Annotated in this window: 14 protein-coding genes, 3 pseudogenes and 1 riboswitch; of the genes and pseudogenes, 9 read left to right on the top strand and 8 right to left on the bottom strand. The window is 65.4% G+C overall.

Annotation, left to right across the window (positions count from 1 at the left end; translation table 11 throughout):
• The first annotated feature begins 79 nt into the window (after positions 1 to 79).
• Positions 80 to 1057: an excinuclease ABC subunit UvrC gene (locus GNX96_RS33095; protein WP_163571883.1), complete on the top strand. Its 978-nt coding sequence runs from the start codon at positions 80 to 82 to the stop codon at positions 1055 to 1057.
• Between the two features lie 164 nt (positions 1058 to 1221).
• Complete coding sequence (locus tag GNX96_RS33090) at positions 1222 to 2253, top strand: phytanoyl-CoA dioxygenase family protein (protein ID WP_390624200.1); 1032 nt, start codon at positions 1222 to 1224, stop codon at positions 2251 to 2253.
• A 7-nt stretch (positions 2254 to 2260) separates the two neighbouring features.
• Here the strand turns inward: GNX96_RS33090 and hisG are convergent.
• From hisG to GNX96_RS57090, 3 genes and pseudogenes are all read right to left on the bottom strand, one after another.
• Positions 2261 to 3132, bottom strand: a pseudogene (gene hisG, locus GNX96_RS33085) (ATP phosphoribosyltransferase).
• Positions 3133 to 3150: 18 nt separating this feature from the next.
• Entirely contained in the window at positions 3151 to 3468 is a 318-nt protein-coding gene (locus tag GNX96_RS33080) for a phosphoribosyl-ATP diphosphatase (RefSeq protein ID WP_279582134.1), read from the bottom strand.
• A 195-nt stretch (positions 3469 to 3663) separates the two neighbouring features.
• Positions 3664 to 3786 carry a hypothetical protein gene (locus GNX96_RS57090; protein WP_279582133.1) on the bottom strand — a complete coding sequence of 41 codons (123 nt, stop codon included), beginning with the start codon at positions 3784 to 3786 and terminating at the stop codon, positions 3664 to 3666.
• Positions 3787 to 3788: 2 nt separating this feature from the next.
• Between GNX96_RS57090 and GNX96_RS33075 the strand changes: the two genes are divergently transcribed.
• Complete coding sequence (locus tag GNX96_RS33075; RefSeq protein ID WP_163571881.1) at positions 3789 to 4538, top strand: FAD:protein FMN transferase; 750 nt, start codon at positions 3789 to 3791, stop codon at positions 4536 to 4538.
• Positions 4539 to 4619: 81 nt separating this feature from the next.
• Entirely contained in the window at positions 4620 to 4901 is a 282-nt protein-coding gene (locus GNX96_RS33070) for a DUF6355 family natural product biosynthesis protein (protein WP_163571880.1), read from the top strand.
• A 253-nt stretch (positions 4902 to 5154) separates the two neighbouring features.
• Here GNX96_RS33070 and ribH read toward each other — a convergent pair whose 3' ends face one another.
• The 3 genes and pseudogenes from ribH to GNX96_RS33055 all read right to left on the bottom strand — a co-directional run bounded on the left by ribH (position 5155) and on the right by GNX96_RS33055 (position 7466).
• Positions 5155 to 5640 (bottom strand): 6,7-dimethyl-8-ribityllumazine synthase, encoded by a 486-nt coding sequence (gene ribH, locus GNX96_RS33065; protein WP_163571879.1) that lies wholly within the window; start codon positions 5638 to 5640, stop codon positions 5155 to 5157.
• Positions 5637 to 6879: pseudogene (locus GNX96_RS33060) on the bottom strand (bifunctional 3,4-dihydroxy-2-butanone-4-phosphate synthase/GTP cyclohydrolase II). The gene ribH and the pseudogene GNX96_RS33060 overlap by 4 nt, the downstream one beginning before the upstream one ends.
• Positions 6876 to 7466: a riboflavin synthase gene (locus GNX96_RS33055; RefSeq protein WP_163571878.1), complete on the bottom strand. Its 591-nt coding sequence runs from the start codon at positions 7464 to 7466 to the stop codon at positions 6876 to 6878. The pseudogene GNX96_RS33060 and the gene GNX96_RS33055 overlap by 4 nt, the downstream one beginning before the upstream one ends.
• 97 nt (positions 7467 to 7563) lie before the next feature.
• Positions 7564 to 7692: riboswitch (FMN riboswitch) on the bottom strand.
• A gap of 446 nt (positions 7693 to 8138) precedes the next feature.
• On the opposite strand from GNX96_RS33055, the gene GNX96_RS33050 reads away from it, so the two are divergent.
• The 4 genes from GNX96_RS33050 to GNX96_RS33035 all read left to right on the top strand — a co-directional run bounded on the left by GNX96_RS33050 (position 8139) and on the right by GNX96_RS33035 (position 13693).
• Entirely contained in the window at positions 8139 to 10721 is a 2583-nt protein-coding gene (locus GNX96_RS33050; RefSeq protein ID WP_163571877.1) for a transglycosylase SLT domain-containing protein, read from the top strand.
• 159 nt (positions 10722 to 10880) lie between these two features.
• Complete coding sequence (locus GNX96_RS33045) at positions 10881 to 11531, top strand: peroxiredoxin-like family protein (protein WP_279582132.1); 651 nt, start codon at positions 10881 to 10883, stop codon at positions 11529 to 11531.
• Between the two features lie 167 nt (positions 11532 to 11698).
• Positions 11699 to 13093 carry an alpha-amylase family glycosyl hydrolase gene (locus GNX96_RS67415; protein WP_163571876.1) on the top strand — a complete coding sequence of 465 codons (1395 nt, stop codon included), beginning with the start codon at positions 11699 to 11701 and terminating at the stop codon, positions 13091 to 13093.
• A 198-nt stretch (positions 13094 to 13291) separates the two neighbouring features.
• Positions 13292 to 13693: a hypothetical protein gene (locus tag GNX96_RS33035; RefSeq protein WP_163571875.1), complete on the top strand. Its 402-nt coding sequence runs from the start codon at positions 13292 to 13294 to the stop codon at positions 13691 to 13693.
• Positions 13694 to 13716: 23 nt separating this feature from the next.
• Here the strand turns inward: GNX96_RS33035 and GNX96_RS33030 are convergent, their stop codons facing one another.
• Complete coding sequence (locus tag GNX96_RS33030) at positions 13717 to 15444, bottom strand: DUF4185 domain-containing protein (RefSeq protein ID WP_163571874.1); 1728 nt, start codon at positions 15442 to 15444, stop codon at positions 13717 to 13719.
• A gap of 101 nt (positions 15445 to 15545) precedes the next feature.
• Positions 15546 to 16216 (bottom strand): annotated as a pseudogene (gene rpe, locus GNX96_RS33025) (ribulose-phosphate 3-epimerase).
• 158 nt (positions 16217 to 16374) lie between these two features.
• Between rpe and GNX96_RS33020 the strand changes: the two are divergent.
• The gene (locus tag GNX96_RS33020; RefSeq protein ID WP_163571873.1) at positions 16375 to 20001 is read left to right on the top strand and encodes a TIGR03560 family F420-dependent LLM class oxidoreductase; all 3627 of its coding nucleotides are present in this window, start codon (positions 16375 to 16377) and stop codon (positions 19999 to 20001) included.
• The last annotated feature ends 40 nt before the right edge of the window (positions 20002 to 20041 follow it).

Raw genomic sequence — 20041 nt, 5'->3', positions numbered from 1 at the left:
CGTCGGCTACCCGTAGTAAGGACCGATGTCCTCATCGGGCACCGCGGAGCGCGCGTGTACGCGGCAAACTGTCCGCCCGATGCTGGATGATCGGTTTCGGGGGCAGCTCAGCGCGAAGACGATCAAGGAGTTCTGGCCGATGGCAGCTGCGGGACCGCCGCCTTCGGTGCGGATGCTGCCGGCCGAGCCCGGTGTCTACCGGTTCCGTACGGCTGCTGGGCGCGCGCTCTACATCGGACGCGCGATCGATCTCCGCCGCCGCGTCGGGTCGTACTGGCGGGATCTGCGCGACCGGCCGCACCTGTCCCGGATGGTCGCCCAGGTCGGCCGTATCGAGGCGGTGGCCTGCGACTCCGGGCACGAGGCCGCGTGGCTGGAGCGCAATCTGCTGGAGCGCGAAATGCCGTATTGGAACCGCACGCCCGGCGGCGCGGAGGTCCCCGTCTACATCCGGCTGGACCAGCGGGTCGGGCTGCGGGCCGTCCGCTCCCCCGACACGGTCGCCGGCTCCCGTCTTTTTGGACCGTATTTGGGCGGTCTCAAGGTCCGGCTCGCGCTGTCGGCGCTGGAACGACTGATCCCGATCGCGTACGCGGCCAGCAAGCTCAGCGGCTCGGAGCGGGACCTCGCTCGTGTACGGGGTGTTGAACAGTCTGATCGCGCCGCACTTATGGACGCGGCGATGGCCGTGTTGGAGCGTGACCCGGCGGCGGTCGCGGCAGTGCGGACCGAGCTCGTACGTCGGCGGGACTGCGCGTCCGCCGACCTTGGCTTCGAGCTCGCCGGCCAGCTGCAGGCCGAGCTGGAGGCGATCGAGTGGATCGTCTCCGAACAGAAGGCGACCCGCACCGACACCCGTGATCTTGTCGTGCACGGCTGGGCGGACGGTCTGCTCGTACGCTTCGAGATGCGCGCTGGCCGGCTGTCGACCTGGACCCAGCGCCGCTGCAGCGAACCCACCGCCCGCGACCGGGTCGCCGCGACGGCGCCGGAATGGCAGTCCTTCGCGACCCGCAATGCCGCCCTCGCGGCCCGGTTGCATCACGTTCAACGATAGAAAGCCGCTCGGCGTACGACCTGAGGATGAATGCCGCACGCTGGACATAATCCGCTGAGCAACGCTTCACGCGACCGGTTGCGGACGCGGTCGGGCGTTGTTCGCGTGCACAGTTGCATAAGGCCGATCAAGGCAAAAGAAAGTTTCATCCTTCGACCAACCTGATGCCGCCCACAGCCGTTTATTCCTGTGAAGGACCTTCGAGGCATCACCGGGAGAAGGGGTGTGGACATCACCCGGCTGTTTTGGGTGATCTGCACGACACATCACAAAAGAGGGAAACGCGAAACATGACTATTGACGACGACGTCAGAGCTGTCTCCAGCACTGGGTACGAACGCATCAGCAAAAGTGAGCGCGAGCAATTCCAGGAACAGGGCTGGCTGTTGATTCCGAACGCGTTGGAATCGACGATGCAAAAGCGGCTCGTACGCGCCGTCGACAAGGTCTATCAGGAGGAGGCCAACGCGGGCGGATTGCGCGCCGACAAATCCCTGCACCTACTGGGATTCTTCGCCCGCGATCCGATGTTCGCCGAGCTGCTCGACTATCCGAGCACTTTCCGCTACGTGTGGAGTCTGCTGGGCTGGAACATCTACAGCCACCACAACCACATCGATGTCAATCCGCCGATCACCGAGCCGGTGGCACCGTTCTGGAACTGGCACCAGGACGGTTACCGGCAGAATTCCGACATCGACGCCGCGGTACGTCCAATGCTGTCGCTGAAGGTCTGTTTTGTGTTGTCAGACCTCGGGAAAGGCAGCGGCGCGACCCAGATCATTCCGGGCAGCCACCTCAACAACGAGCTGGCCGGCCGGCCAGCCAAGCCCGGCGATCCGGTCATCACGCCACCCGGCGCGGTGAGCATCGAAGCCAAAGCCGGCGACGCGTTCATTTTCGACCGCCGACTGTGGCACTCCCGCTCGGTCAATGTTTCTTCCGTCACCCGAAAACTCGTCTTCGTCGGCTACACCCATCGCTGGATCCGGCCATTGGACGAGGAGCGCTATCACCCGGATCCACACTGGCAGCGCATTCTCACGCCCGTCCAGCAGCAGCTGCTGGGTAACGGCCCGGACCACGCGAATTTCTGGGGCGTACGCCAGGATGGCTGGATCGACAACGACATTCCGCTGCGCGCCGAACTCCGGGCCCGCGGCCTCCTCGACGGCAGCGAGCCCTACCTCCGCTAGCGGTGGTTTACAAGCGGCACGCGTGAATGTCGGTGACGAGAATCGCGCGCGCCCCCACCTCGTAAAAAGTGCATCCATGATCGGGTGGATATCGGACCGCAGGATCATCGCCTGCACCGCCACCCATCCTTCGCGCTGCAGCTGCGAAACGGTCGGCGACTCGATGCCCGGAGTGTGCGCGGTCGCCTCGGTCAGCAGCGCGGTCGGCACGTCGTACGCGAGCATCACGTACTGCCGGGCGACCAGCACGCCCTGCAGCCGGCGCAGCAGCAGGTCCACGGCGTGCTGGACGCTGTCGTGGCCACCACCGGGCCGGCGGACCAGCACCGCCTCGGACTCCAGGATCGGGTCGCAGACGATCTCCAGACCGGCCGCGCGCAACGTGCTGCCGGTCTCCACCACATCCGCGATGGCGTCCGCGACACCGAGCCTGATGGCACTCTCCACCGCGCCCTCCAGCTGGATGATCGTGGCCGCGTGGCCGTGCTCGCGTAGGTGCGCGGCGACCAACCCGGGGAACGAGGTGGCGATCCGCAGCCCGTCCAGGTCAGCCAGTTCCTTGACCGCGCCGGGACGTGCCGCATAGCGGAACGTGGAACCGCCAAAGCCCAGCTTGAGCAGCGTCTCGGCCTCGATTCCGGCGTCCAACAGCAGGTCCCAGCCGGTGACGCCGAGGTCGATCTCGCCGGAGCCGATGTAGGTGGCGATGTCCCGTGGCCGTAGGTAGAAGAACTCGACCTGGTTGGGCGCGTCGAGGATGGCCAGCTCGCGATGGCTCCCGCGCTGCGCGTACCCCGCCTCCCGAAGCATGGTCGCCGCCGGGTCGGCGAGCGAACCCTTGTTGGGCAGGGCGATGCGCAGCGTACGGGTGGATTCCATGACAGCCAGCGGTCTCCTTTAGAGGTGTGCGTAAACGTCGTCGAGCGTGATGCCGCGGGCCAGCATCACGACCTGCAGGTGATAGAGCAGTTGGGAGATCTCCTCGGCGGTGCGGTCGGTCGACTCGTACTCGGCCGCCATCCAGACCTCGGCCGCCTCCTCGACGATCTTCTTCCCGATCGAATGGACGCCGGCCTCCAGCGCCGCGACCGTGCCCGAACCCGGCTCGCCGGCGGCCGCCTTGGCCGACAGCTCGCCGAACAACTGCTCAAAAGTCTTCACATCGGTATCTTTCCAGGCCGGCCGGGCCGTACGACGGAGGGTCTCGGCGGTCATTCTCACCGACCGAAGAGCACATTCTCAGGAAACTGTCAGGTACCTCACGCAGACTCAGGTTTATGAGCACGTCCGGGGAACGTCGATCAGCACCTGAGATTAATAAGAACGCACTGGACCGGCGAGCCAAGTCCAGCCGCGAGCGCCGCCGGATGGCCGCCGTCACAGCGGCCACGGCTGGCGGATTGATCAGCCTCACGGTGGCCCTGCTGGGCCCGACGCCAGCACGGGTGCGGCCAGTACGGCAGCGCCGAGCGTGCAGCGACCAGCGCCGTCCTCGGTGACGGTCGCCGCGACCACCCAGCGGCGGTGACGCACGGATGAACGTCACGCACAGTGAGGTGCACCCGTCCGCGTCCCTGATCCGCCTGAAGACGTACGACGACGCCGACGCCGCGCCGATCTTTCGCAGTCATGTCTGCGACGACCGCGACGACGTCGAGCTGGTGGTGATCGGCGGCGACGCCGGGGTCATCGAGGATGCTCGCGACTCGCTGCATCGGCTGGCCCGGCGGTGGGATCTGGAGCGCCGCGGCAGCGAGCTTTGCAAGATCAACACCGCCGACGGTCCGGTCCCGGTGAGCCCGGAGACGCTGCTGCTGGCCGGCCTGCTGGAGGATCACGGCATCGCGCTGTCGGTGGATTTCACCACCGGGACGGTTCGCCGCGACAGCGCCGAGCCGATCGATCCGGCCGGCATTCCGGCCGCGCTGGCCACCGACCTGGTGGCCGCGGAGGCGCTGGAAGCCGGCGCGGACGGCGTCGCAGTGGCCGTCGGCAATATCGTACGCGTCGCTGGTGTCGGTCCTTATAGAGCCGGCTGGCAGGTGGAAGCGTGGTTGGGGTCGGACGGCTGGCGGCCGCTGACGCTGCGCGAGGGCGCGGTCGCGGCCGTGCGAGCCGGCGCCCGTACGGCCATCGCGGTGGACACTCAGGCGTGGCGAGCGCAGCGCGCGCTCACCGCGCTGCTCGCCGGCGACGAGCCGGAACCGCAGGTGGGAGCGCTGGTCGTGGGCGGCGAGCAGCCTGCTTGGCGGACGGCGGCATGGGACCAATACATCTCCGCTTGAGGCGTTTGTCCGTATTCTATCCCGATTCCATCTCGGCTTGGCACTGTGCGGGAGTCACAGTTCCACCGAGAGGAGACGATCGTGAAGCTCATCCCCGCCGTCGCGTTGGCTGGCCTGCTGGCCGCCGGCACGGTCGCTTTGACGGCCGCGCCGGCCGCCGCCGACGGCCCGCCCTCCCAGTGCGGGTTCTGGTCGGACACCGCGAACCACTCGCATTGGGGCAACTGCCGCCCGACCAACGTGAACATCGAGGTGCACACCTGGGTCGGCTCGAACTGGACCCGCTGCGTGCCGGGCTTCCAGACCACCGACCTCGGCAACGGCTTCAACATCCGAACCGCCAACGAAATCGGCGGTTGCTAGTGGTCTGTCCGCCGCGAGGGCGGAGATTTCCCACGCCACCCTCGCGGAATCGGCTCAGCTCTGCGGGTTGAACGCGCGCTTATCTCGCGCGCGCGTCAACTTACGTAATAAAAACCCGCCACCCACCCCCCCCCCTTCTGAAAGGGCGGGGGCTCAAAATTTCACAACGGTACGACAGTTTCGCGCCGCACCCTAGGTAGACCTGCACAATCGGAATCCGATTGTCACGAAGGCGGGCGCCTGGTGGGTCGGCTCAAACCGATGCACCAGCCGCCAGCCGGCGGAGCGTGACGGCCGTGTCGAGCGCCGCGACCGTCGCCTCATAGCCCTTGTCCTCCGCAGATCCGGGCAACCCCGCCCGGTCCTGCACCTGCTCGAGGGTGTCGCAGGTGAGTACGCCGTTCCCGACCGGTACGCCGGCGTCCAGCGCGACCCTGGTCAGGCCGGCCGTGACGGCGTCGCACACGTACTCGAAATGCGGTGTTCCGCCGCGTACGACCACGCCGAGCGCGACCACCGCGTCGACCTCCCGGGCCAGCGCCTGCGCCACCACCGGCAGCTCGATCGCGCCGGCTACCCGCACCTGGACAATGTCCGTCACGCCGGAGTTGGCGGCCGCGATGCGGGCCCGGTCAAGCAAAACTCCGGTCAGCTCGCCATGCCAGCGGGTCGAGACGATGCCAAGGCGCAGCCCACTCGCATCCACCGATTCCACGGCCGGCCGCCCGTCGCCGCTCACAACACACCCGCTTCCGGAAGATCGAAGATCTCGTGCCCCATCCGGTCCCGTTTCGTCCGCAGATAACGAATGTTCTCGGGATGGACGTGGGTCGGCAGCGGCACCTGCCCGTTGACGGACAGCCCGTAACCCTCCAAACCAGCGCGCTTGGCCGGATTGTTGGTCAGCAGCAACATGCTTCGTACGCCGAGATCGGCCAGGATCTGCGCGCCAATGCCGTAATCCCGTGCGTCGGCGGGCAACCCGAGCAGCGTGTTCGCGTCGACGGTGTCGGCGCCCTGGTCCTGCAGTTTGTACGCCTGCAGTTTCGCCATCAGCCCAATGCCACGGCCTTCATGCCCGCGGATATAGAGCACCACGCCCCTGCCCGCAGCCGCAACCGCGCCCATCGCCGCGTCCAACTGCGGACCGCAGTCACACCGCAGGGAGCCAAAAGCGTCACCGGTCAGGCATTCCGAATGCACTCGTACGAGCACGTTCTCGCCGTCGCCGAGGTCGCCACTGACCAGCGCGACATGTTCGCGCCCGTCCACAATGGACCGATAGCCGTATGCGGCGAAGTCACCGTATTTGGTGGGAATCCGAGTGTCGACCACCTGCTCCACCTGCTTTTCCGACCGCCGCCGGTAAGCGATCAGATCGGCGATGGTGATCAGGCAGAGGTCGTGTTCCTTGCAGAACTCGACAAGCTGCGGCAACCGCGCCATCGAACCGTCGTCGTTCACGACCTCACAGCAGGCCGCGGCTGGCCGCAGGCCGGCGAGCTGGCACAGATCCACCGAAGCCTCGGTGTGGCCGGGCCGACGCAGCACCCCACCATCCTTGGCTCGCAACGGAAAGATGTGTCCGGGCCGGGTGAGATCGGCGGCGACCGTCGCCGGAGCCGCGATCGTACGCAACGTGTGCGCCCGATCGGCGGCCGAAATGCCGGTGTCGACGCCGTTTCTTGCGTCGACCGACACCGTGTAAGCGGTGCCCTTCCGGTCCTGGTTTGTGTGGTACATCGGCGGAAGTTCGAGCCGGTCCGCCTCGTCACCAGTAAACCGGCGCGCAGATCACGCCGGATGAATAGCGAACGGTGAAACCGACCAGTTCCGGCGTCGCCATTTCGGCGGCGAAGATGATGTCGCCCTCGTTCTCGCGATCCTCGTCGTCGACCACCACGACGGCCTTGCCCGCCTTGATGTCCGCGATCGCGTCTTCGATGCTGTTAAAGGGCGTTGTCCCTGGCTCAATCATCGCGTACTCACCAACCGTTCCACGTATTTCGCGATCACGTCGACCTCGATGTTGACCAACTGGCCGGGTTCCTTCTTGCCGAGCGTGGTCAGGCCGAGGGTGGTCGGGATCAGGCTGACCTCGAACCAGTCGTCGCCGACCGCGGTCACTGTCAGCGAGACGCCGTCCACAGCCACTGAGCCTTTTTCGGCCAGATACCTGGCAGATCGGCGGGGTACGGAGAATCTGAGCACGTCCCAGTGCTCGTCCGACTGCCGGCTGAGCAGCTCGCCGGTGTCGTCGACGTGGCCTTGGACGATGTGCCCGCCGAGCCGGTCGCTGGCGCGTACGGCCCGTTCCAGGTTGACCTGGTCGCTGGGCTGGACGCCGCCCATGGACGAGCGGTCGAGGGTTTCGGCCATCACGTCGACGGTGAAATGCTCACCGTCCGTACGGATGACGGTCAGGCAGACGCCGTTGACGGCGATCGAGTCGCCGTGTTTCGCGTCCGCGGACACGGTCGGGCCATGCAGCGTCAGCTGCCCCGCCGTACCCAGGTTTTCCCAGCTCACGACGGAGCCGAGCTCTTCCACGATGCCAGTGAACATCCTGCCTCCCGGTCAGACGATGGTCACCGGGGTTGCGTCAGGCAGGTGCCTTGGAGCGACGCCCACAGGAGCACGTTTCCGTACGCCCATCGGCGGCGCGCGCATCCTCCCATCCGGACTTTAACCGTCGGTCCCGGAATTTCACCGAGTCAACCGGCCGCTGGCTGCGGACGGGTCGCGGACTTTAACCGCCGGTTCGGAATTACACCGACCCCGGAGCGCGTACTGCTGTTACGCCTGCGATTGTCGCACGTGATCGTCGAGTCCGTCGCCTAGGTGACCTGCCCCACATCCGCGATCACCGCGAAGGGGCAGGATCCGCGCACAGCGGACTGGGGGGCCTTCTGTTCGCCAAGACCGGCAACACGCCCGTCCTGCGCGCAAACGGCCTTCCGCCACGTTGGCCACATCAGCACCACCGGCCTCACGTCCGACGGCGAAGGCCTCCGAAGCAGAGGGAACGCACGTGTGTGGCGTTTTCGGCCGTGGCCGAAAACCGTTGGCCAGCGCTGACTCCTTCGTCATGCTCTGGAAGGTCCGCCGGTAGGACGCCGGTGTTTCCGGCCCAAAAAAAGGAAAGTTACATGAGTGAAAGTATACGGCCAGCTCTGCGTCGGTGGTCAGGCGCGCTGATCGCGACCACGACTTTGCTGGCGAGCTTCGGCTTCGCCGGTGCTGCGACACCAGCCTTCGCGGCATCCGGAATTGGCGGGAATCACCAGGTCGGAGCTGATCGCCCGGGCCGACGACTGGATGCGCCGGGCGCCGGCGTACGACCCCAACGGATCGGTCTTCGACGCGGGTCAGACGCGCAAGTATCGTACGGACTGCTCAGGATTCGTCGACATGGCCTGGCACCTGAATTCCGACGACAACACAACCGATTTCGCCGCTGACCCGTCGCGATTCGTCGAGGTCAGCGGCCGGGGCGCGGACAAGAGCGGACTGCGGCCAGGCGACCTGCTGAACGACACCATCGACGGACACGCGTTCCTCTTTGAGGCGTGGGAATCCGACCACGTGCATTTCTCCTATTTCAACTTCGGCGGACTCGACGGGTCCGCTCCGCCAGAACACCACACGCACGAAACATTCAGCCAGGCCAAGGTGGGATTCGAGCCGACCGGGAACTACGTGGCCTATCGGTATGTCAATGTCGTCGACGACCCTGGGGTGTCCGCCGTCTATGACGCCGCTGGCGCGTACCACGTTTTCTCGATCAACAAGGACGGAACGCTCTATCAGCGGATTCACACCGCCGATGGGTGGGGCGCTTTCCAGAACCTTGGCGGCACAGTGCACGGCACGCCAGGCGTGACCTACCACGACGGCCGGTACGACGTCTTCGCCATTGGCGGCGGTGGCGCCCTTTACCAGCAAATCTACGACGGAACCTGGCACGGCTGGACGAAAATCGGCGGATCCAATCTAGTGGGCGGCGTCCAGGCCCTCTACGTCAACGGCGTCTACCACATTTTCGCGATCAACAATGACGGCACGCTTTACCAGCTCATCCACAACGCCGACGGCTGGGGCGACTGGCAAAACCTGGGCAGCGGCGTCAGCGGCGTGCCCGGCGTGACGTACCACGACGGCCGGTACGACGTTTTCGCGGCCGGCGGGGAGGGTGTTCTTTACCAGAAAACGTACGACGGCACCTGGCATGACTGGAACAGGATCGGCGGCTCGAACCTGACCAATGTCGAGGCGTGTACGTCGATGGCGCGTACCACGTCTTCGCGATCAATAACGACGGCACCCTTTACCAGATCATTCACAACTCCGACGGCTGGGGAAGCTGGCAGAACCTGGACGGGACCGTGCACGGTACGCCCGGCATCACATATCACGGCGGACGTTACGACGTCTTCGCGGTCGGCGGCACCGGAGCCATTTACCAGCAGACGTACGACGGCACCTGGCACGGCTGGGGCGCCACCGTTGGCGGCAGCGACTTCTACTGATCCGGAAAGGGTCGAGATGACGAAATACTCCTACCACAGACTGAGACGCGCCGCAGCGCTGATTGCCGTCGCGGTCTTGACGATCGCGGGTCTCGTGGCCACCTCGCCCGCGGCGTCGGCGGCGGTAGGCTCGGATTTATGCGCCCAGGTCGGCTATAACGCCGGGTTTCGCGACGACTCTCTGGTCACCGCGGTCGCGGTCGCACTGGCCGAGTCCGGATGCGATCCCAGTGCGGTCTCGCCGCGGAACTCCGACGGCTCGGTCGACCGGGGACTCTGGCAGATCAACAGCGTCCACATTCCACCGTACACAGTGGACTGCTTGCTCGATGCGCAGTGCAACGCCGGCGCCGCTTGGGACATTTCCGGGCAGGGCAGCACTTGGCAGCCGTGGACGACATACAACAATGGTGCCTACCGGCAGTTTCTCGACGAGGCGCGAGCGGCGGTGGGTCGGCTGCAATCGACTGCTCCCGGATACCTTCCCGGTATCTCCGCGGTCTATGACGCGGCGGGCGCGTATCACGTTTTCGCGATCAACAAGGACGGCACCCTCTATCAGCGGATTCACACCGATGATGGTTGGGGTGCCTTCCAAAACCTCGGTGGCACGGTGCATGGCACACCGGGCGTGACCTATCACGATGGCCGTTATGACGTGTTCGCCATTGGCGGCGGAGGTGCTCTGTACCAGCAGATTTATGACGGCAGCTGGCACGGCTGGACGAAGATCGGTGGATCCAATCTGACCGGCGGAGTGGAAGCGCTGTATGTCAACGGCGCATACCACGTTTTCGCGATTAACAACGATGGCACGCTCTACCAACTCATCCATACCGCGGACGGCTGGGGAGATTGGCAGAACCTCGGCGGCAATCTCAAAGGCGTGCCTGGAATTACCTATCACGACAACCGCTATGACGTGTTCGCCGCTGGCTCGGATGGCGTACTTCAGCAGCGTACCGCGGAAGACGGGACGTGGAGTGGATGGCACTCTGTCAGCGGGTCCAATTTGACCGGTGGCGTGAACGCACTATACATCGACGGCAACTATCACATTTTCGCCATCAACAACGACGGCACGCTCTACCAACTCATCCATAACACCGACGGCTGGGGAAGCTGGCAGAACCTCAACGGGGTCGTGCACGGCACGCTGGGCATCACCTATCACGGTGGCCGCTACGACGTATTTGCCGTAGGCGGGACCGGCGGCATCTACCAGCAGACGTACGACGGCACCTGGCACGGCTGGAGCGCCACCGTCGGCGGCAGCAACTTCCTTTACTGATCCACGGGACACGTGTCGAGGCCTGAGCGTTGACGGCGCCGACCTCGGGCCTCGGGCCTCGGGCCTCGACAGAGAGACGGAAGTTTTGGAGTTGACATTCCAAAAATAGGTGGCTAGCTTGTGGAGCATTCACTCCATACTTCGTCGAGAGGTTCTCTCGTGACCAGCATCGCTGAGCAGGTAACCCGTCTCCAGGAGGGCATGGCCGGCCAGGCGCCCGCCGAAATCCTGGCCGTCTTCGGGGCCGAGCAGGCCGTGCTCGACACGGCCGGTGTCCCGTCCGGGGTGCCCGCTTCCGGGGCGGCCATGCCCGACGGCGACCTCCTGGACGCCCACGGCACGGCCACCACGCTGGAGAAGGCGCGCGGCGGGAAGCCCGCGGTCGTCGTCTTCTACCGCGGTGCCTGGTGTCCGTACTGCAACATCGCCCTCCGCGCGTACGAGCAGCAACTCGTCCCGGAGTTGTCCGCGCGCGGCGTCGAACTGGTCGCCATCAGCCCGCAGAAGCCAGACGGCTCGTTGTCCATGCAGGAGACCAACGAGCTGACCTTCACGGTGCTGTCCGACCCGGGAAACCAGCTCGCCGGCCCGCTCGGCATCCTCACCGCGCCGTCCGAGGAGGCCCGTGGCGCGCAAGGCGCCCTCGGCCTCGACGTGACGGCCGTCAACGCGGACGGCACCGCTGGCATCCCGATGCCGACCACGGTTTTCGTGGACGCCTCGGGAGTCATCCGCTGGATCGACGTGCACCCGAACTACACCACCCGCAGCGAGCCGGCCGCCATCCTCGCCGCGGTCGACGCGGGCTGACTTTCGGCCGGGACGCTCAGAAGCCTTGCGGTCGGCGCGAGGACGGGACACGATGCCTGCCATGAAGGTGCGTGCTCTGCTTGCCGCTTCGCTTCTGATCCTGCTCGCCGCGGCCCAACCGGCCGCGGCCGCGCGCCGCCGCCTACAGCGGGCCGCGAGCCGGGATCGTGCAGCTGTTTCAGTGGCCCTGGAACGATGTCGGCAAGGAATGCACGAATTTCCTCGGCCCGAAGGGCGTCTGGGCCGTGCAGGTGACGCCGCCGCAGGAACACGCCCGGGTCGCCGGCGATCCGTGGTGGGAGGTCTACCAGCCGGTCAGCTACCGGCTGGACAGCCGCAGCGGGAATCGCGCGCAGTTCGCCGCGATGGTCAGCACCTGCAAAGCCGCCGGCGTCACGGTGATCGTGGACGTGGTCCTGAATCACATGACCGGCACCGACGGCACCAGCATCGACGGCACCGCGTACACGAAATACCACTACCCGTTCTACGGCCCGCAGGACTTTCATCAGCCGACCTGTCAGGTGACCAACTACCAGGACCGGTCGAACGTGCAGAACTGCGAGCTGGTCGAGCTCGCGGACCTGAACACCGGGTCTGATTACGTACGACAGACCGAGGGCGCTTATCTCAACGACCTGCTTTCGTTGGGAGTTGGTGGATTCCGCGTCGACGCGGCCAAGCACATGGCCGCCACCGACTTGGCCGCGATCATCGGCCGGGTCGACTCGAAATACCACCCGTACATTTACCAGGAGGTCATCGACTACGGCGGCGAGGCTATTTCCCGCGACGAATACACCGGCATCGGCAATGTGACGGAATTCAGGTACGGCCAGGACATCACCGGAGTTTTCCGGTCCGGCCGGCTTTCCACCCTGATGCATCCGGAGCAGAGCTGGAACAACTGGGGTCTGCTCGGCAGCTCCGACGCCGTGCCGTTCGTCGACGACCATGACACCGAACGCGACGGCAGCGCACTCAACTACAAGGACGGCTCGCTCTACAACCTCGCCCAGGTGCTCACTTTGGCGTGGCCGTACGGAAACCCGCTGATCACTTCGGACTTCAACTGGTCCAACCGAGACGCTGGCCCACCGACCGCCAGCAACGGCATGACCATCGGCCCGTACGGGCGGCCGCGACACCAGTTATCCGAGCGGCTGTACGAATATCCAGCCCTGGGTCTGCGACCACCGGTGGGGCAACATCGCCAACATGTTCGGCTTCCGGGCCGCCACCACTGGCGCCTGGTCGGTGGACAACAAATGGGACAACGGCAACCAGCAGATCGCCTTCAGCCGCGGTTCCCTCGGATTTGTGGCCGTCAACCGCGAATCCGGCGGCCTGGACCAAACCCTGCACACCGGCCTCGCCGCCGGCACGTACTGCGACGTGCTTTCGGGCGACTTCAACCTGACCACCCATGCGTGCACCGGCCGTACGATTTCGGTCGCCAGCGACGGAACCGCGCACATCACGCTTTCGGGAATGACAGCTGCCGCCCTCTACACGACCTCAAAGCTGTCCTGACTTTGACAAACGTGTTCAGTGTGATCTGACAAAAGTCATCGTTCCGCGCATTCCCGCCGTCGCGGATGTAAGACATCCGCTTTCATTCGCTACTTCGCAATGACGACTTCTTCCAGTTCAGTCCTATCTTCGACGTCATCTCTTGACCGCTCCGGCACGATCGCGTACTAATCCACACACCAGGTCTCATTCGTACGTGGATTCGCGTGCTCGATAGGAGCGATCACATGATTGACAAGAGGAATCGTCCCCTGTGGACAGTCGTCGGCATCTTCGTCGCCATTGCCGGCGTGCTTCTGATGGCTTCTCCCGCGAATGCGAATGTCGCGCGTCCGATGGGGTCGGCGAGTAACGCCCACATCGGCATCTCGAATTTCTGGGATGGCCACTACTACTACACGAAGGCTCGCCCCAACAGCTCCCCCAGCGGTAGTTCGCTCTATGGTCACTGGCAGTTCTGGGACCACGACCACCCCAACAGCCAGTTCAACACGCAGGAGATGTCGTTTCCGGTCGGCGTCGACCTCACCCAGAACGCCACGTGGGGCTACACCTGCGCGGTTTTCTGGATCCACAACAGCAACGGCAGCTACAGCCAATGGGGTCCGGCGATCTGCGCCACGGCATAATTCGACGACCGGCTGTGCGGTGGTCAGTTGTCGAGATAGACCTCTAGTTCGGCAATGGACGTGAAGGTGCTGGCGCCACCGGGCTGGCCGACGACGCGTACGCCGTCGCCCCAGGTCGTCTCGAAGCTGATCGTGTACGGGACGTTGGCGCCAGCGCTGGAAGAATGCGGATAGTCCGGGGTGATTCGCAGGTGTCGGACGTCCACCCAGTCGAAATTCTGCCGTACTTGTACGCGTGGGCCGCTCGCGAACCAGCCACCGTCCGGGAACATCGTGCCGGTCGTGTAGACCAGGCGATTCATCCGGTAGGAGCGGGAAAAAGCGTAGCCCCAGAAATCGAGCGACTTCACCGCGCCGTCGTAACTGTCCTCACTTCTCGTACGGTCGCCGTCGTTGTAGTAGCTACTGTGCGCGTAATGCGCCGACACCTGGATCGGCGTCACGTCGGCACCGCTGCGGGCAAGGTTGTCGTGCGAGTTCGGATGGTTTACCGGGATCGTCGGCCGGTACGGGGTGACGCGCAGCCGACGGAGGTTGAAATTGTAGTTGGCTTCCGGAGTGGGCACCGGCGCCTTCCACCAGTTGCTCTGCACCCACATCAACTGGCCATCATGACTCACGTACTTCGACGGGATAGTGGTCGCATACCCGCCATTTTTCGGCGTGTGGGTCCTGTCCCCCATCTCGTACCACTCGACCAACCCGAAATCGTGCGAGAGGAAGCGTTTCCACGGTCCCCACGGTGTGGGCGACTCATAGAACTCGAAAGTCGGATCGGTCCACGAGGTGTAGATATAGCGATCGAGCGGCCGGTTGTAGAGCACCCCACCCTGTGAGATCACCGTCAGATCACCGGATTTTCCCGGCAAAGGCTGGGTGAAGCGGCGGGTCGGGTCGTGCAGCACCGCGACCTTGTCCTGGATTTTCCGGCTCCAGGTCGGCCGGTGGTTTCTGGTGCCAGTGAAGAACTCCCATTGCGACCGCTGCTGGACCGCGTGCCGCGGCACCCGGGCGAGATACACGTCGACCGGGTCCGGCACCGTGTTGGTGTTCGAGTCCCGCCAGTTCCAGTCCAGCCCGTACGCGTAGACGAATCCAGCGTCCAGCGGCCCGAGGGCATAACCGGCGTTCCGGGAATCCTTGCCAAAGTCCAGAAAGAAGATGGTGGTGAACCGGTGGTCGGTAAACATCGGCTGGCTGGTCTTCTGCCACGTACGCCCATGATCGTCGGACCGGGAAATGCTGGCATTCGGTACGTCGTCGAATGCGTTCGCGCCGGATTTGAGATCCTGTACGGCGACGTAAAGAACTCCGTCGACACAGACCATGCCGGTCGGCTTGCGATTGTACTGGGTGGGATCGCCCCAGACAGTGCCGATCTGGTCGGCCTCGGCCAGTTTCACGCCGGACAGTCCGGATTCCGGAGTGCCGTCGATCCGGTTCATCACAATGTCTTTGAACGGCTGGTCACTGAATCCGCGGCCGTCGCCATTCGCCGCGTACGTACTGTCATCGTCGGCCCAGCAGTTGGCCCATAGATCACCATCGCTGCCCGGTGCCGCGTATGTGCCGGATTCCTCAATGGAAACCGTCGAGAAGAACGTGCTGGGAGTGTCTTGGGGAACCGCGGCGGCCGCGGCCACCGGCAGCGACGCGCCCAGGCCCACTGTCACCACCGCTCCCGCGACAGCCGTACGCCGCAGGAACTGCCGACGCGACAGCTCGGCACCGCTTTCCTGGTCCTCGCTCATGCCCAGCCTCCCGACGGAAATCGATTTCCGCAAGCTATGTCGGGGTCAGGAGGAGTGTCAAGGGCGAGCCAGCCGATGTCCCCATCCGGCTCCTTAAGGAGCTACTTCTGGCCGATGGCCAGGGCGCGGAGGCGGCGGACGGCTTCGGCGGGATCGGCGGCGCCGAACACGGCGGACCCGGCCACGAAGGTGTCCGCACCGGCCTCGGCAGCGGCTTGGATGATGTGTCCGCGTTGATACCACCGTCCACCTCCAACCGGATCGACAGGTCGTCCAGGTCGATGGCCTGCCGGATCGTACGCACCTTGGCCAGCAGCTCCGGCATGAACGCCTGGCCACCGAAACCGGCCTTGATCGTCATGATCAGCACGGTGTCGAAATACGACAGGAGCGACAGGTACGGCTCGACCGCCGTGTCGCGGTCGATGGCGAGGCCAGCCATGCTGCCGGCGGCCCGCAGGTCCTTCGCGATGGCGATCGGGTCGTCGGTGGTCTCGGCGTGGAAGGACACGTTGACCGCACCGGCCTCGGCGTACCCGACCGCCCACCGCTGCGGATTCTCGATCATCAGATGACAGTCGAGCGGAATGCCGGTGGCCGCCTTCAGGCTCTTCACCACCGGCAGGCCAAGGGTCAGGTTGGGCACGTAGTGGTTGTCCATCACGTCCACGTGCAGCCAGTCCGAGCCGGCCACCGCGGCCGCCTCGTCGGCGAGGTGGGCGAAGTCCGCGGACAGGATGCTGGGCGCCACGAAGGCCTGCTGAATAGCCATGATGGAGGCAGCTTACGACCAGCCGCCGGACCGGCACGCTACGCGGTCGACACACGTGATTTCGTCGATTCAGGCGACCAGCACCACGGAATCACTTGTCGATCATGTCTGATTCTGTCAAAGTCGCACTTATCCTGGCCCCTCCCCGCGGAGGTCACATGTCCGAATCGGCTCCGGAGCAGTTGCGGCGGGTGCTCGGCATCGCCGACGGGATCGGCATCTCGGTCTCCAGCATGGCGCCGACCTTCACCATCGGCGTCGGGCTCGGGGTGACCGCGGCGATCGTCGGGCCGGCGATGCCGGGGATCTGGATTCTCGCGATCCTGCCGATGCTCGGCATCGCTGCTGGCCTGGCCAGGCTGAACGTACGGGAGGCGAACCTCGGCAGCGTCTACCACTGGGCCGGCGTCCACCTGAACCCGTGGCTCGGGTTCGTGTCGGCGTGGATCACCGTCGCGGGCGCCGTTTTGCTGCTGTCGTACACGATCCAGGTCACCGGCCAGACCACGCTGCAAACCCTCGCGTCCGCCGGCGCGCTGTCCGACCACGTTGTCAGCAGCGTCCCAGCGGCGGTGATCATCGGGGCGGTATGGCTCGCCGGGCTGTGTTTTCTGGCCGTACGCGGAGTGGATCTGGCCGCTCGCTTCCAGACGGTTCTCATCGTGGTGGACGTGATAGCGGTGATCGGCATTTGCGGGCTGGCGCTGCTGCACGGCGGCGGCGAGCCATTTTCCTTAGCCTGGTTCAATCCGTTCGCGGCCGGCTCCATCGGCGCGGTGGTGCACGGCGTCGTCGTCACGATTTATCTTTACTGGGGCTGGGACAACTCGCTCCGGTTGAACGAGGAGAGCCTCCGGGCATCGTCGGCCGGCCGGGCCGCTATCTGGTCTTTGACGCTGATCCTGGTGGTTTTCCTGCTCGCCCAGGTCGGGTTCCAGCGGGCGGGCCACACGATCGGTGAACTGGTGGAGCATGGCGCCGCCGGGCTGACTTTCGTCGCTGGCCGGGTCGGCGGCCGCCCGGGCGAGCTGATCGCGGCGCTAGCGCTGCTTGTGTCGGTGCTGGCCCATCGCCCAGGCGGTGGTGCTCGCGGTCAGCCGACAGACGCTCGGGATGGCCCGGGACGGCGTGCTCGGCCAGGTGTGGGGACGGATCCATCCGCGCTGGAACACGCCGGCCGCTGGCACTGTTCTGATCGGCGGCGTCATCGCCACCGCCATCTGCGTGGCGAGCGCCGCGCTGGGCAGCCTCAGCCAGATCATCGCCGCCTTCGTCACCGCGATCGGCATGCCGATCTGCCTTTATTACGCCATCGCCGGGCTGGCCGTCGCGGCCGCTTTTCGGCGCGACAGCGGCAACTTCGGCGACCGGCTGGTGGTGTGGTGGCTGCCGATCGGGTCGGCGGTGGCGCTTTTCGCGATGGCCGTTTACCTGTTCGTGCTGAACTGGATCACCGCCGATGGATTTGCCTTCACCGCGACCAATACCCGCTTCCAGGACGTGGTCGCTCTGGTGGTGCTGATCGGTGGCGTACCGATCGCGCTGGCCCGCCGGAACAGCCCGTACTTTCACCGACTGGCGAGGACCGATGGCTGACATTGTTATCACCGGCGCGAAAATTTCATGGCATCGACGCCGCGGCGATGGCCGTACGGGACGGCCGCATTGTCGGCGTCGGCGACGAGGCGAAAGTGCTGTCGGTGGCCGCACCGCAGGCCCAGCGGCTGCACCTGCCCGGTCGGATGGTGGTGCCCGGATTCCAGGACGCGCACGTCCACGCGCCCTTCGCCGGCCGCGACCTGCTCCGCGTACATTTGAACGACCTGGCCGGCAAGGAGGCCTACCTGGCCGCCATTTCGACGTACGCGCGGGAAAATCCGGACGAGGAATGGATCGCCGGGGGCGGCTGGGCGATGGAGTATTTCCCCGGCGGCTCACCGTCCAAAGAGGACCTCGACCGGATCGTGCCGGACCGGCCGGTGTTCCTGTTCAACCGAGACGTGCACGGCGCCTGGGTGAATTCGGCGGCGCTGCGGATCGGTGGGATCACCGCGCACACTCCCGATCCCGCCGACGGCCGGATCGAGCGGACCGCTGACGGCGAGCCCAGCGGGATGCTCCAGGAAGGCGCCGCCTACACATACCGGGACCGTTTCCTGCCCGTACTGACCAGGCAGGACTGGGAAGCCGCGATCCTGCACGCGCAGGAATATCTGCACAGCCTGGGCATCACCGGCTGGCAGGACGCCTGGGTCACCCCGGACACCCTCGCGGCCTACCGCTCGCTGGCCGACGACGGCCGGCTGACCGCTCGGGTCGCGGCCGCGCTCTGGTGGGAACGGCATCAGGGCCTGGAGCAGATCCGGTCCTTCACGGAGCAGGCGTCCTGGGGATCGGGAGGCAATATTTCGGTGCGTACGGTCAAAATCATGACCGACGGAGTGCTGGAAAACTACACCGGCTCGCTGCTTGAGCCCTACCACGACGGTTGTGGCGGCGACAACGTTGGGCTGTCCTATTTGGACTCCGACGAGCTGGCGGCCGCGGTCACCGAGCTGGATCGAGTCGGTTTCGGCGTACACATGCATGCGATTGGCGACCGGGCCTGCCGAGACAGTCTGGACGCGGTGGCGGCCGCCCAGGCCGCGAACGGCGTTTCCGACAACCGCCACCACATCGCGCACATCCAGCTGATCGACCCAGCCGACCTGCCGCGGTTCAGTCACCTTGGTGTCACCGCGAACATGCAGGCGTACTGGGCACAACGCGATGGACAGCTGGAAAAATTGACCCGCCCGTTCCTCGGCGACGAGCGTACGGACCGGATGTATCCCTTCGCCGACCTACGCTCGGCCGGAGCCCGGATCGCCGCCGGCAGCGACTGGCCGGTGTCCACTCCGGACCCGCTCGCGCAGATCGCGATCTTCGAGCGCCGACCTCTTCGAATCGGCGTGGAACTGCGGCACCATCGTCTTACGCGCGAGGACCAGGGCGGGAGACCAAACGCCCACGAGGAGGACACGGTGCGTATCCCGATCAAGACCCGGCCTGAGCACACCACCTGGGCGATCCGGGATGTCTGGATCCGGCCGACGACTCATTCGCGGTATCTTCGAATCGGCGTGGAACTGGGGACCATTTCTCATCCCCGGTCGGGCGATCCGGCCGGCTCTAACCTGGAAGCGTGGAGCATGCTCGCGGCGCTCGCCCAGGCGACCCGGCGGATCCGGATTGGCTGCCAGGTGAGCGGCATGATTTACCGGCATCCGGCGCTGCTGGCCAATATCGCCGCCAGTGTCGACATTATTTCCGCCGGCCGCCTGGAACTCGGCGTCGGTGCCGGCTGGAACCAGCAGGAATGTGATGCGTACGGCATCGAGCTGCCGCCGTTGAAGGAGCGTTTCGACCGCTTCGACGAGGGTGTCCAGGCCATCATTGGCCTGCTCACCCAAGAGCAGACGACTTTCCAAGGTCAGTACGTGAAACTCACCGAAGCCTTTTGCGAACCAAAGCCGGTACAGCGCCCGCACCCGCCCATCGTGATCGGCGGCAAAGGCCCGAACCGAACGCTGCGAGCGGTCGCGAAGTGGGCGCAGCAGTGGAACGCGATCACCGAAAGCCCGGAACAATGGCGTGAGCTCAAGGAAGTTCTGGTCACCCGGTGCGCCGAGGTGGGTCGCGACCCGGCCGAGATCACCTGCTCGGTGAACGTCCGCATCGACCCCGCCGAGCCGCTGGAGCGGGCCGCTGAAACGGCTGCCGCGTACGGAATCCGCGTGATCTGATTGGTGATAACCTGCCGACTGGACGCCGGTCCGGAGTTTT

Origin of the sequence: Fodinicola feengrottensis, assembly GCF_010993775.1 — a bacterium.
GTDB lineage: Bacteria > Actinomycetota > Actinomycetes > Mycobacteriales > HKI-0501 > Fodinicola > Fodinicola feengrottensis.
The sequence above is the reverse complement of the archived record's forward strand: the minus strand, read 5'-3'. Positions and strand labels throughout refer to the sequence as shown.

Excerpts from the sequence above, each read along its gene's own strand:
- GNX96_RS33095 (WP_163571883.1), top strand. The coding sequence starts at position 80 with ATGCTGGATGATCGGTTTCGGGGGCAGCTCAGCGCGAAGACGATCAAG.
- GNX96_RS33090 (WP_390624200.1), top strand. The coding sequence starts at position 1,222 with ATGCCGCCCACAGCCGTTTATTCCTGTGAAGGACCTTCGAGGCATCAC.
- GNX96_RS33080 (WP_279582134.1), bottom strand. The coding sequence starts at position 3,468 with ATGACCGCCGAGACCCTCCGTCGTACGGCCCGGCCGGCCTGGAAAGAT.
- GNX96_RS33075 (WP_163571881.1), top strand. The coding sequence starts at position 3,789 with ATGAACGTCACGCACAGTGAGGTGCACCCGTCCGCGTCCCTGATCCGC.
- GNX96_RS33055 (WP_163571878.1), bottom strand. The coding sequence starts at position 7,466 with ATGTTCACTGGCATCGTGGAAGAGCTCGGCTCCGTCGTGAGCTGGGAA.
- GNX96_RS33035 (WP_163571875.1), top strand. The coding sequence starts at position 13,292 with ATGATTGACAAGAGGAATCGTCCCCTGTGGACAGTCGTCGGCATCTTC.
- GNX96_RS33030 (WP_163571874.1), bottom strand. The coding sequence starts at position 15,444 with ATGAGCGAGGACCAGGAAAGCGGTGCCGAGCTGTCGCGTCGGCAGTTC.
- GNX96_RS33020 (WP_163571873.1), top strand. The coding sequence starts at position 16,375 with ATGTCCGAATCGGCTCCGGAGCAGTTGCGGCGGGTGCTCGGCATCGCC.